4 protein-coding genes are annotated in these 14652 nt (G+C 44.9%); 2 read left to right on the top strand and 2 right to left on the bottom strand.

All coding sequences use genetic code 11. The features are described 5' to 3' along the window. Positions 1–214: 214 nt before the first annotated feature. Positions 215–11266 carry a DUF4225 domain-containing protein gene (locus tag PRUB_RS01965; protein ID WP_010383052.1) on the bottom strand — a complete coding sequence of 3684 codons (11052 nt, stop codon included), beginning with the start codon at positions 11264–11266 and terminating at the stop codon, positions 215–217. Position 11267: 1 nt separating this feature from the next. Next, positions 11268–12737, bottom strand: coding sequence for a hypothetical protein (locus tag PRUB_RS01960; RefSeq protein ID WP_010383053.1), 1470 nt, complete (start codon positions 12735–12737; stop codon positions 11268–11270). Positions 12738–13088: 351 nt separating this feature from the next. Here PRUB_RS01960 and PRUB_RS01955 point away from each other — a divergent pair, with 351 nt between their 5' ends. After that, positions 13089–13991: a LysR family transcriptional regulator gene (locus PRUB_RS01955; RefSeq protein WP_010383054.1), complete on the top strand. Its 903-nt coding sequence runs from the start codon at positions 13089–13091 to the stop codon at positions 13989–13991. A gap of 435 nt (positions 13992–14426) precedes the next feature. After that, positions 14427–14606, top strand: a complete 180-nt coding sequence (locus PRUB_RS01950; protein WP_040645059.1) for a hypothetical protein — start codon at positions 14427–14429, stop codon at positions 14604–14606. Positions 14607–14652 lie beyond the last annotated feature (46 nt).

Raw genomic sequence — 14652 nt, 5'->3', positions numbered from 1 at the left:
ATAGATAGCAAATCTATTAAAACATTGTCTTCCTCAACAATAATAGGCCCAAACTTACCATTAAGAAAAAGCCTCAAGTGTACAAGCATATTTAACACAAGATAGATTATAAAGAGATAAACTGCTATACCTCTATCTGTCCTTCTTCCTATAAACTCTCCAAGCTTACAAGAGAGGTAACATAATAAAAAAGAAGAAATCACATATATAGTTATCACTGAGAAGTCATCCTAATATACGTATCAACTCCGGTATTGATGTCAACAGTCGTATTGAACATCAAAATGCCTTGACTTGTTTCTTTCACACTTCTTACCATATCTTCATTTAAGTTCCTAAATAACTTTCTACTTTCCACACTTGGAACCAATTTAGCTGCACCATAAACTGACATGCCAATATCGATAGCACCGTAAGCAAAATCTCCATACGTAGCATTTCCAGCGAGCTCTCCAGCAAACCGATAGCCTTGCCTTATTAGTCCATCTGTACCGCTCCACCCTTCCCACATGTTGTTAAAGCCGTGCATCGCCAAGTAAACCCCACCCGCACATGCTAAACCACCAGATGCAGCGCATGTCGCCACGCCCGTACCTACCTGAACTACGCCGCCAGCAAAGGTTATAACTCTGGGACCATAAACCTCGGCAACAGACGAGTAATAGATAAGCTTATTTTTTACAGTCTCAGTCATTTTCTGGATATTATTCTCACCATTAAACGCCTGATTAAACGCACCACTGATGGCACCGTTTGCAAATTTACCGCCAGATATCACTGATGTTGTTCCGCCAATCACGGCTGCACCAACAATACGATGCATCTTAAACTTGGCCAACATTTCTAAGTTACCGGTTTTTATCGCTGAGTTTGCACTTTGTGCGCCACCAATGTCGTTCAGCATAGGCTTAAACGCTGAGGCAACCCCCGCAGACAAAAATCCATGGCCAAATTTTCCACCCTGCAACTCAGAAGCAACACCACCAACCAGTGCATTTGCAGCAATATTTTGTACAGAACCGGCCTCACCCCAGGTCTGACTACCACCAATTTTTTGTAATGCAGTGGATTGCGCGTACGATATAGCACCTGCTTTTAAGCCCGCATTGAGGCTTCCAGTAACGGCAAAAGTTGTTGCAGCATTATATATCGCATGACAAATACCACTTTGACAGCCCGGGATCAAAGCCAGCCCAATTTGAACAAACATGCTCATAAACTGATTGTCAGCAATTGCCCTTAACAGTTGCCATGTGCCCGTTGCTTTCATCGCCCCTTTGAGTAGCTTCTTAAAGAAGTAACCACTTGGATCCGTATATGACAACGGGTTATTCAATACATATGAGTATGCGTTGTAGTTTTGCAAATTACCCGGCGCCTGTACCACAGGATCCGCCTGCATAAATCGTCCGGTGGTCGAGTCATAAATCCGGCCATTCATATGAATGACACGATCATCTCCCCCCAATGATATAGGCTCATGACCGGTATATGCACGCATGTTAGGCGCAATAGTAGTGAATAAAGTCAGGCTATTTTGCGCGGGCTTATCAACTTCACTTAGTTGATGTTCATAGCGTTTTCCAAACACCCCGTAACTGTAACGCCCTAATAGCTTGTAGTTACTGTCTGCAACCGCAGTCACCGACCCCTGATGGTCTGTAAATAACCATTGCAAACGGCTGCGTTTTGTATCTGAGTCTGAGTAATAAATCTGAATGGCTTCGTTGCCAATGTATCGACGAATAAACCGCTCAGTGGTATTACCGACCTGACGCGTTGTCAGCTCAAGTGCACCGACATAGTATACAGTCTGACCCGCATCTTCGCGTTTATAACGGCGGTTATTAACGTCATACGCAAATGTCACTTCCTTATTGCCATTACCCGTGATCGAAACCACTTTATTTCGACCGCTGTAGGTTTGAGTGCGATACGTACTGCCGTCTTTTTTCATCCACGTTTCGTTACCATTTGCATCGTATGCATAGGTTTCGGTTTTTTGTGAAAGAGCCAGCGCAGCAGACGATGCTGTCACGTCAAAACCACTGGTGAATGGTTTGAAATCACCAACAGGCGCACCACTGGTTGTTTCCCGAACACGCTCACTCAAACGATGCCCGTCACACTCACCCTCTCCCTCTCCGTAAATGAGCTTCCAACCATCTTTAAGCTTAAGGTTACCATTATTACAGTACTGATATTTTTCAACACCATTCACAGTTTTGATTCGGTTCAGGGTGTCATAGCCAAATTTTTGCGCGGTTGTCAGCCCAAGAGTACTGCGATAAGTCAGGTTACCCAGGCTATCAAATCGATACCTGTCGCCCTGCAAGTAAGGCGTCTCATCATCAGTTTGGTTATAGCGCGCATCAATCGCACTCACCATTCCCTGACTATCGTACGCTAAGGTGACTGTGGCCAAACCTTTGTTGTAACGGGTAACCAGGCCTCGCTCATTAACTTTACCGGTATCAACGTCATAGTATCTAATCCCTTTTTCTGTATCTCTGGCTTCCTGAATCGCGACAACTATGCCGTACTGATTGTAAATCTTTCTAATACCGCGCGCTTCTGCATAATAACCATCACTATTATCGCGTCGGTAATCATCAAACTGGTAGGTACTGCGGCCGTAAGCATCGTAAAACTTCTGCTGAATAACACACAGGCTGGCCACGGCATCTTTCAGATCACTATGGGTGTACCTCAAGTCTCCGTACGTTTTGTTAAAAGTGACTTTATCAGAACAACTCTTGCCGTCCAGATCTGTCAAGGTGCTCGCCAGGCGGCCATGTTCATCGTAATAGTAATTTTGTTGCCACTGACCTTGTGTCGCATAATGCAGCTGATGTGTGATCTTAGGTGAATCGCTGTCTTTTTCTTTCTCTTCTGAATAGTGCCAGCTACTGGCGCTCTCAATCAGCACATCACTGTCTGTTGGTCCGCTCTGAGTCTGTAAGACCTTACGACCCAATTTATCGTATTTGGTCGTGGTTTTTATACCACGGGCATCCGTTTGCTCATACACCTCACCGAAGGCATTGTACTTATATACCCATTTGCCATTATCCAGTGTTTCTCTGTACTCAAGTCGACCTTGTGCATCGAACTTGTTGGTCAGCACGACTTTATTATCAGCAGAGGACTGAACGGTTGTGTTATTACCCAAGACATCATAATCATAGGTCAACACATTACCCTGATTGTCTGTCACTTTGTAATTGCGGCCTAACAAGTCTTTTTCAGTTATCTGGCTATGCGCACTACCTCCGGGCAATCCTTTATCCTCATTGACACCAACTCTACTAAAGTTATCGTCCATAGAGACCGTAACTGTGCTTGTCTGGCCAACCTGAGTATGTGAAGTAATAGTCCCCGCATTAGGATCTTGCACCGAGATAACTCTGTCGAATACATCATATTCAGTTGTAACAGCTTCTTGCCCAGGTGCTTGTTGAGACATAGCTCTGCCATGCAGATCAAAGTGAGTTTTTGAAATAAACCAATGGTCGTCTTTCTTACCACGCGTATGTGTCTCAAAGACGCGACCATTGATATCAATGTACTTTTTCTCTACGAGTACACCATTAGCCAAAGTGTTTTGCTGCACAGCACACCCTGAGGCACTACATGTCGTCAAGTAAGTATAACGCTGAGTACCCGTTGCCGAGTGAGAACCTATTTTGGTTCCAAACTTGTCGTAAAGTACTGTGCTTAACGACTCATCAACACTCATGATTTGTGTTGGCTGACCAAAAGCATTGCGACGAACTACACTACTCGGTGTAAAGTAGTCATTACTGGTCGAATCAATAAAGTGCAAACTCGCATCATAGTTGTTGGTCGTTACCCGGCACAGGGCATCATCACTTGCACAATCTTCACCGCTAGTTGATGAAGTTACAGTGACAATATTGCCAACGCTATCATAGGTATAATATTTAACCAGCTCGTGATCACTTCCCGCCCCAACATTGAACCTTTCTTCTTTGAGCAAGTACTTTTCAGGGCCAGATGAGTAATAAGCAAAAGCAGATTTCTTTGTAACTTTATCCTCTTTATACAAAGGTGCGGAATCAGAACCTACGTGCTCGACCGTCACCTCTGTAAGACGTCCTAATTTAATATAATCTGTTGTATCAATATAAGACGAGCTGCATGCTAGATCATAGCAATTGCTGGTAATTGTCTCAGTTAGCAGGGTACTGGCATTTTTGGCACTGCTGCTATTATGGTGTGCAAACGCATTCACATTGACTGGAAGCACATCATATTGTTTCACCGAATTGGTAAATACATTGCCCCACACATCTTCGTCAGAGACAGTCTCAGTACATGAATAGCCAGATTTAAAATAATCGCTAGCCGTATTTCTGCTTTCAAGATCTACGCTGTCAAAACGCGCAGAACACTCCCGGCTCCTTTGCACAAACACCTGATAGCTCTTAGTGTGCTTGTCCTGAAGATACTTATAGTCATTAACCGACAGCGAAATGCGCTGAGCTCCGAAACGCTTTTCCGTTGCCTTAGGCATACCGGTGAACGGAAATGCCTGGTAATAACGTGTGGTGGTTTCAAACTCAATTTGGTCTTTTTCAGTGGTCGTGGTGATAGCGCCAAAGCCCAACATGCCACGCCCACCAAATTGCACTTTGGCATCATAATAATGATAATTTACCGTGAGTATCTGCTCATCATTGACACCCGTTACCGCGCTCTCTGTTTCCACCGAAGACACCAGTGGCAGACTGTTGAACAAACGCTGTACTCTATGCTCAGGCTCATCAAATGCCTGTGAGTCTTCTGCAATGTTTTGCATTTCGTTCGACAGTGCAGACATGGTCTGGCTATATACGGCGTCCGCCCCCTCAGTATTCATAGGGGTATAATGGATCTGAGTTTTGCTGCCATACCCTTGAGTGATGGTACGAAGTAAGCCCGCCTGAGTTGACTGCTGATGTTCATAGTAAGCATGAATATCGTTGTCCGACTTCAGGATCAGATCTACCGTACCATTGTTATCAAAGTCCGCAGGGAATACCAGGCTACCCTGCTGCGCATTAAAGCCCCAGGTCTCTATACGAATTGATGAGCGCTCAATAACTTCCGCTTCAGGGTTCCAGTTGAATCTACGCCAATGGTAGTTAAATGCGCCCGCTTCTTTGAAATACAGTTCATTAATGCCATTGCGATCGGAGTCAATGACAAATGGGCTCACTAGCTTGTTTAGCTCAGCGGATTCTGTACTAAAAAACGTATCGAGCTCACCATCTAAATCAAACGATACCAATTGATAATTAGCACCGCTCGGCTTTTCGTTGCTCACTGCCGCTTTAGCAATATAAGCATTCCAGACAAAATCACCGTCATTGGTCGCTCTTTGCAGCAGGATATCCAGGAAACCATCACTATTAATATCAGTTAACATGAACTGTCTAAAATATTGGCCTGTCGCTGCGATTGTAAAAGGCGTAAACATGGCATCGGCGCCATTATTCAAGTACGCATACAATCTATTTGGCTGGCCATCCGCACATTTGTCAGTACCACATCTTAAAGCAATGATATCCGCCAGGCCGTCAAAGTTAATATCAACGGTCTGCCAGTCACTCCCTTTATCAGTGGCTTTCACTTCTTTTTCAGTGTCTATTGAGATAACCACTTCGTCAACGAACATATGTGCATGGCGATCCCACTCCCTTATGTAGAGATTCAGGTCATCCTTTTGCTTCTTATAAGCAATATCGGCATACCCATCACCATTAAAGTCTGCTGTTTTAATTTCACGTAAGTACTTACCAGTCAGGTACTTTACTTCCGGATACCCGAATGTGAAACGGGCACCATCAAAGTCGACTTTGTCCCAGTAATAACCTAAATAACCTTCCTCATAATCAGACTTGTTATTGATCCATAAAGACTGGCTACCGTCTCCTTCAACATCCATCGCCAGCATAGTAACCTGATCATCATTGTCACTTCGCGTGATGTTGGTACAACCAAGTTGCTGTTCGTCATCGATTGTCTGCCCGGCCCAAATACATAATTGATACTCTTTATCTGCACCATCTATACGCTCCAGAGTAGCGAGTTCCTGATTACCATTGCCCTGTGTATCCAGGAAGGTAAATGCAACGAGTTGACTTTCGTTATAGCCACCATTGTGCTTAGCATCAAAGAGTAATCTACTATTTTTAAACTCGTGACCAATTGGCAGGTCATTGTAGTCAAATAAAATGGGCTTTTTACAGATTGTACCGCGGCACTGCTGTAGCTTATCCAGGCGACGTGGCCCATCTCCATTTGGCTGGCTAGTGTTGCCTGCAATGTCATATGAACTCAATTCAATCGATGTAGAGCCCGACGTCTTAACCCATATTTTACTCAGTCGTGCGCTTTGCGAGAGACTCCCGTGGTTCATATATGTTCGGCTACGCACCTTAGAGGCAACATAGTCAAATTCAACACGATAACCACTATAGCGGATCGTTGTTAGGACTTTCTCTCCTTCACCCAGGGTCGCGTAATCATACTGAACAACACTGCTGTCTGATTGCATGTTGTCGTACTCACGGACCAACAACCAGGTCAGAGTTGCCATGTTCTCATCATCACGGCCAACCCTGACTTCACTTGCACTCTCGCCGCCAAAGACTTTTTTAGATCCATCTTTGCCATAAACAACAAAGTACTCTGAATTGCCAGTGTCATATCGCTCTATAAATAGTTGCGCGTCTTTCTCGAGCACATAAGTGGCACTTGGGACCCCATTGCTGATTGGCCAGTCAATGTTATCAACTTCAATCAAACGCTGGCCATCCAGGCAATATTTATCAGTCTCATCAAATGCAACCGGGCCTGAATAACCATCGATTGCCAGCACAGCGCGGCATCGTGAGATAGATGAGCCTGCATTCAATGACCAGCCCAGAGCAACGCTCGAATCTCCCTGTTGCGAGTTATACATTAACGAAACTGAAGGTGTTACACCGGCGATCCCCTGTGGCAACTCGATAGGTAATGAATAAGTTGCACTACCAGCTTCACTGACTCTAAAGTTACCAATCGTGGGCGTAAGCTCCGCGTTCAATGACAGGTTAATGGTATCCGTCTGAGCACTCATAGCGGCATTGTCGATGACTACATTTGGAGCTAACTCACTCGGTGTGTGCACTATCTCAACTGTGATCACCTCAGAGCCAGATACGCTGCACGAGTTGTAGTTTTGGTTCTGAACCTGAGTGGTTTTACACGCCTTAGCATAGAAACTATAGGTGCCATCGCGCACCGCTTTTTTCCACCTGGTCGCAAAGTTAGGATAAGGGTTGTCATCTTCATCAATGGCCACATCCACTCTGTCTTTAGATTCACCTCCTTCGTCTAACTGGTAATGCACAATATAGAAATCAATCTCGTCATTACTTTCAAGTGAGAAAAGTAGTTCACCCTCCTTGACCGGCTCATCAGTCAGCTGGGTCATGGTTGGTGCCGCCAATCCATCAATAGGATTGTTCACAGACGTACCATTCTCTATTTCGACCAGATTTGGGATCCCATCATTATCCGTATCCTGGGAGTAGTTGCACTCACTACCAAAGCAATAGCCAAAATAGATATTTAATAGCTCTTGTATCGTGTCGCTATGGTTTTTGTAGGTTGGTTGCTGTAACAGCAGCACCAATTCAGCTCTGCGTAGCTGCGCAGTATCGAGCATCTGTGCCCACTGCTCAGCTGTTTTGCCCAAGACTGTTGTTGTCGCAGAAATATGCTGGTCCATTAGTCTTCTTATGAGCACTTGAGTAAAGGCGAGATTGTCAGACCCACGTAATGCAATCGCATCTGCGCAGTTCTGTTGGCACTCAACTTGCGCATTAATAATCGCGTTCACCACCTCTTCCAGTGAATGACCATTTAAGTGCGCATAAGACAATGCAGCAATTTCATTCTTACTTGGTAAACGTTGATGCACGGCAATTAACAAGTGCCCAATGATATTCGCTTCAAGATAACTCGCTGGCGGTTCCCACCCGGGGTTTGCCATTTCCAGATAATCATCCAGACGTGACCAGCTTACTGCGTTTTTATCGATCAGGGTTCGGTCAATCATAGTCATTTCACCGTCCTGCGTAGTTACAGCAGCCAAGCCGTCCGGACCTACCCCTGACAGCGCATGGATGCCGCCTGACGGGGCAAATGAATAATGCCAGTTGATCTGACCGGTTTCAGGTAACAATGAATATAAGCGTTGATCCATAGAGCCTACGTAAATGTTACCGATAGCATCCGTCTGCAGACCTGCTGTATTGGGTCCTCCAGTGATCTGGTCCCAGATGAATTTAAACCCGCTACCCGAATTATTTTGTGGGTTATGAGTAAACTTGTAGACCTTATGGTTTTGCGCACCAAAATAAACGTGATCAATACCATCAGACGGAATCACCAAGGGTTTACCTATTACCTGATCATCCGTCTTGTCGTCGATATCATTGGTCGAAAATACCCAACCGCCGTCGTCCGAGTTTTGATTATATACATATAACCCGGTTACAGTATTGCTGTAATCACCGACTTCATAAAAGGGAGCATCACCTGAATCACGTGCAGTTTTTGACGCTCCCACATAAACATACCCGCTGTCACTAATTGTGAAATTGTTTTCCGTCATGTCGATGATGGTGTCCGGAGACTGATCATCCACTCTCACTTTATAAGTTAAGCGAGAATCAACACACATCACTTTTCCGACATAGTTGCTATTCACATCATTGTTTAAGCAAGACACCTGGTTACGATATTCAACAAGCAGTCCCTTATTTTGGTAGCCTTCAAACAAGCGCTCAGTCAGTTGCGCCGTTAACACCCCACCAGAAGCAGACACGGTAATATCCCCAAGTATAATTTCATGCGTCTCAGAGGTATTTTCAATTTGAGCAAACAAACGCCCTGCATGAGCAGAAAAACCAGCTCCCCCCAATACAAGCTGACGATTATCCTCATTCACGCTGGCACTGGCGATAATTGGAGCAATATGCTCTACCACTAAAGGCGGAGAATCCGTACATTGATTCGGGCCATTACAAGCAGATAAACGATAGGTATGTGTTCCTTGAGGAACATGGGTGATCGTGGTTGTATTCGCCTTTACGTTGTCCTGTAAAGGAACGAGTGACGCCGGTTCATCAGCTATGTGTCCAGCCCAACGATACACTTTATAATAGGCCGCTCCCCCACGCCATTTTAGTACATATGGACCGCCAAATTGGCTATAACTCATATCAAACAAGGAGACGTCAGGCATATTGTTGTGTTCAATAGTTAACGTTTTAGAACATCCATAGGTGTGACTTTCAGAGTTGCCATGAGTACTTACAGCAACTCCTTTAGCACATACTCTGAGGGATTTGCCATTGTCTTCATAAGTACTAGGCACATACCAAGCGCGACTGTTGTTCTTGTCCGTGCTATCTAGTGTTTTGACTCCGCCAATATACACCGCAATTTTTGCTTCACTGGCATGCCCCATTCCCGTAATGGCAGCCACATACCGATTGCTGCTTTCGTCAAATTCAACGCTAACACTTGGAACGGGCGGGATCTGCGGTAACAATGACATTATTTCAGTCGATATAACATCCGTAGACTGTACAGAACCATTTTCATCTATCGCGTTTATATAGAATTGAATGGGGCTACCATAAGTTGCGTCTGTAGGTTTCCAGTTTAGTGTAAAACGACACAGACCGTCATCACAGGCCTCAGTGATACTTTGTGGGCCATTGGCCAGCTCTGGGACGTCTGGAGTTACCGCATGAGCAGGGTTCCCGTTAGGCACAATTCGGAACCCAGCCACCTTATTACCTGAGGAATAAACTTTGTTGGCAATCACACTCCAGCTAATTGTCTGTGGTGTTGCGGGATCTTCAACTACATATTCCGTTTGTACACTTTGCGGTTCAACATATATGCCAAAATCTGACAATACATAAACCACTTTCGGAGCACTAGAATGAGCAGCACCCAGCTCATCTTCGGCACGACTGTAAATAGTATATGCACCGTGTTCAGAGAAATTACCAGTGACAGTACAAGGAGAACCTGTACAACTTGCCCATTGTGCAGAAGAACCACATGCAACTTCGGTATTGACCGATAACCCTGGCGCAACACATATCTGTATTGTGCTCAAATTGCCGTTACTGTCTGTCGCACTGGTTGAAATAGAGACACTACTGTTTTTGTTAAAGTAATCAGTAGCAACGCCATTACTTGTAACAGACAATGACTCTATACTTGGCCGGTTATTTATCGATACGTCAATCGCGTTCGAGGTAACGGCACCTCCTGTATCTATTACTTTTGCCTGAAAAGTAGTTTTTGTCGAGAGGTTTGCCGTGGTCAGCTCACACTGCACCGAGTTCGACTTTGACTGCCCTTTATTTGGTAAACAGTGTTCTTTTTTGGATTCCCAACGACCATTAGCTCCCCTCAAAAGTACATCAGATATATGAAATGCAGGGTTACCATCAGGATCAGACGCCGTTATTGTCACCTTAGTCGCGTTACCGCTATTCACCTGGCTGTCCGCGACCGAGATTGATACGCTTGGTGATTCATTGGTACCTACACTGGACCATGTAAAGACATCCGATGTCGTCTCCAGGTGTCCATTTACCGCGACTGCTTTTCTGCTGTACGTAGTATATTCAGTTGCCTGCCCACCTATGCTACAACCTGCATTGACACCGTCGATGCTAGAGCACGAGTGCGAATACTCCCATGGTCCATCTCCTGTTTTCCGATACATTTTAATCTGTTTTGCATCTTTTGTACTCACCCTAAACGTCAAGTTAGCTTTGAGTGCGACATCTGAGCTCTGTGGTACCATACTGGTAGAAACAATGACCGGTTTCTTTCGCTCTTTGACGGAGATGGATTTTGTGCACACTGTTTCAGCACAGTAGCCGGGTCCATAGCAATGAGACAGTGTTGTTTTGAAAGTGTAACTACCTGTGTTGGCAAACTTGTAATCAAGGCGACCTTCATAATTAATATCATCAGTATCGAGCTTCAACTTACCAACATAGAGTGACTTGAAGGTGTGCTTATACGGGTTACTCGTATTGGGTTGTACCAACTTAATGGAAACCTGTTCATTAACATAAGCAGAAGCAGCCGTATCGACACAACTTGCGCCAGCCCAGGCTTTGGTCGCCAAAACACTTGTCAGCAGTAATGGCACATACTTATTAATTAACCGGGTCATATTACAGCTCCTTTTCCCACAATACCTGCATTACTTGCTTTTCTTCTGCCGAGCGTTGCTCGAACTCTATGCCGACACTTTGCAGCAGTGCTCGGGCTGACTTTTCATACTGACTGGTAATTTCGTTGCTATTTGGTACCGCAATGCCCCTGATTTTATTACCACTTTTAATGACGAATTGATTTTTGCTGTTGCTGTTTTTGGAGAGATATACTTCCGGTGTAGCCAACACACCTTGATTCATACCGTTCAATGGCACGGACGTGCTATGAATTTCCAGTCCAATGTCTCGAGGATCGAGTATTTTAACTTGACCATCTTTTCCGAAAACATACAAACCGAACTGTGCGTTGTCCGCGGCGCTGCGACTGAATAAGCGAAAACCATTGCTAAAAGTACGAGCTTCTTGTTTAACCAACACAGGGCTGGCAACCACATTCGTGGTCATATGAGTACAGCTAGGTGTCGGGGCATTGGCTGTCGTTGCAACATTAAGGGAACATACCTGACCAGAATATTCGACTGATTGATGTTTGCCATCAACATAAGAGCGAGGTGTATAGCTGGCGGTATAATAGAGCGAGTCACTGTCCAGAACAGGCCTGTTTGCCACCATGCCATCCGTATTAACTACCCAAGTCGGCGTCTGTTTATAATTAATTTTATCTTTTTTATCAAAACGATACAGCTTGAAGTCTCGCGTAGCGAAGTAGATAGAGTTAGCTGTGTACAACACACTTCGTTCAACAATAGAGTAATTCAACTGATAAAACGGCTGAAGATAATCGTCATGTTTCACACCTTGTGTACGCGTGCTGTCTTTGAACTGACCAGCAAGATTCACAGAGCGAGAAACTTTATTACCATCAAAACCATAGGCATATATTGTTACCGTCTTGCGTTGTCCGTTTTGGATCGACACATGTGCCGAGCCAGCTGACGGAGACAGCCCATAGGTCGAACTGGTGACTCTGTTATCAATTTTTTCCTGCAACGTGACGCTTGTAGCACCGAGTGTACGCCATGAAACTTTGATGCTACTGGCGCTCGTTTGCTCCGTTGTTAAGGCTTGTAATATCAGCTGACTCTCGCTTTGGGGTCGCGTATAGCTGAGGCTGGAACAGCCATATCGATGACATGCTCTGACTTGAATCGCGCCTTGCACAGTTCCTTTTGGTTTCAGCGTGTAGTTAAGCCCATTTACTCGAATGGTATCCGTTTTTATCTGGCCTAAAGTGTCCTTGTAACGATATACCACCTCATAATAATCAGCATCTTGAGATCTGGACCAGGTTAACTTATATCCATCTTCAATTCTCATTGACCATACTTGTGCTGAATTTTCCGGTTTAAGGTCTATCGGAATAAACACAGTGCTCTTACCCACTCGTACAGGCGCATATGCCTGTTCAAATTGGGCAAATACATTCAAGGACAAAACAGCCAAGAAAGCGACATAAAATTTGGACACCAAATTCTCCTTTTTAGAAACGCTGGACAGAAAAGCGCGAAAGGATATTTCATAACTGCATAAATCACAACTATAAAACAAAGAAAACACCTAAAACCTGATGAAAAATCAAAACAATCCTTTAAACAGCCTATTTAATAGATAAAAAATACAAATTAAGAGGCTTAGTCAATTAATAAAACCGAGCACAAGACACACTTAATGCAATTACCGGTACAAAGTATTTGTTGGCGTGTCGTCATTCCTTTTTTCATTGTTCACTTATTTCAGTATCTGAATGCAGTGTGGTAAAGCAGCCAAATGGATAAGCATGATAAAATACCGCTTTAAATCCATGTGCTGAGATACTTGATGATCGAAAGGACCGATATTCAGTGGCTATTGAGCTTTGCCGCAGTCTATGAAAAGTTAAGCTTTAAGCAGGCTGCACAGCATCGCCAGCTGCCCACATCTAATATCAGCCGCCATGTGGCCCTGCTGGAGCAACACTTAAATACCCGGCTGCTGGAGCGAACAACGCGAAAAATGCGCCCGACAGCGGCAGGCAAACAACTTTATCAAACACTTAAGCCGCTCATTCAAACAATGGATGATGCACTGACAGAGGTGTCTCAGCACAATGATGCGTTGTCTGGCCACCTCAACCTGGTCACACCAGATTTGCCAGTACTGGCAACGCTTATTGCCGATTTCTGCCACCAACACCCTGATATACAACTCAGTTGTGACACACAATTAAATCCCACTGAAGGCATGCTGGAGGGATTAGATCTGGTTGTGCGCTTTGGCCGGGGCACACTGGAGGACTCGGGCTGGATAGCGCAAGCCCTTCTGCACCTGCCCAGCTGTGTTGTGGGTGCTCCTGAGCTGCTGCACCGTCATGCCCATGTGCACTCGCTGGATACACTCAGTAAAGTGCCCTGTATTACCAGCCTGACCGTGCTACAAGGTACCCCGTGGCGATTCAAACACAATAAAACCTTGTATGTGCAATCCAGTTATAAAGTGAATAGTGGTCACATGGCCAAGGCCGCCGCAATCCGGGGACTGGGCTTTGCCATTTTGCCACGGCATATGTGCGAGGCAGAGCTGGAGGCTGGCACTTTAAGTGAGCTCACGTTAGACCATGCGCCGGAAGACCTGGTGTTATATGCGTTTTACTCAGGTCGCAAATACCCTCAGAAAAAAGTCACTGCGCTCTTATCACACCTTAAAACAGGGTTAAGTGAGCTGATGGATACACCGGCAAAGTAAGTGCACTGATATCAAAGCAACAGCCAGACTTTACGCACTATAAACCTGCTAATCAGTCGTCGACAAAGCCTGTATCCTGTACACGCACGCAATAAATAAACTCGCCACCTTTACTTTGCGATACTGCTGTTTTTGGCCATTTCTTGCTCGCTTCACGGGTTATCATACTCCACGCAGGAGCGTCAGTGATCACTGAGTGCCCTGCTTCCCTGCCCGCTTATCAAACCTTATCAAGTTCAATTCACTCAATAATTTATTGAGATAAACATTTGATTTTATTTGATATTGAAGTTATTTCGTCATTTTGACAGCTGGACACCGACCTCGCAGGATTGAACTTGTACCGGCTTTTCCTACCCGGTGCCCGGTGGCACTGTACTGCAACCGGCAGGTCATCTGACCTAAATTCATTTTAACTTATTTCGAGGTAATACCATGAAAACAACAAAGCAAAACAAAAAAGCGGTTATTGAAGCAGAGCAATTGCTGGCAAAAATCGAAGGAGGCTCAAAGCTAAGCAACACCTATCAAAGTAAAGGCGCTGAGCAAGATGCGATGGGTGCAGATTCAACTGGCCCTGGCGTGCAGATCTACGGTTCAAGCCTGGCTGACTAATTGCCAGCTTCATAACACGCACAACCATAACTGATTAGGGGCAAAT

The organism is Pseudoalteromonas rubra (genome assembly GCF_000238295.3).
Taxonomy (GTDB): Bacteria; Pseudomonadota; Gammaproteobacteria; order Enterobacterales; family Alteromonadaceae; genus Pseudoalteromonas; species Pseudoalteromonas rubra.
Note: the sequence above shows the minus strand (reverse complement) of the source record. Positions and strands in the feature narration are given on the sequence as shown.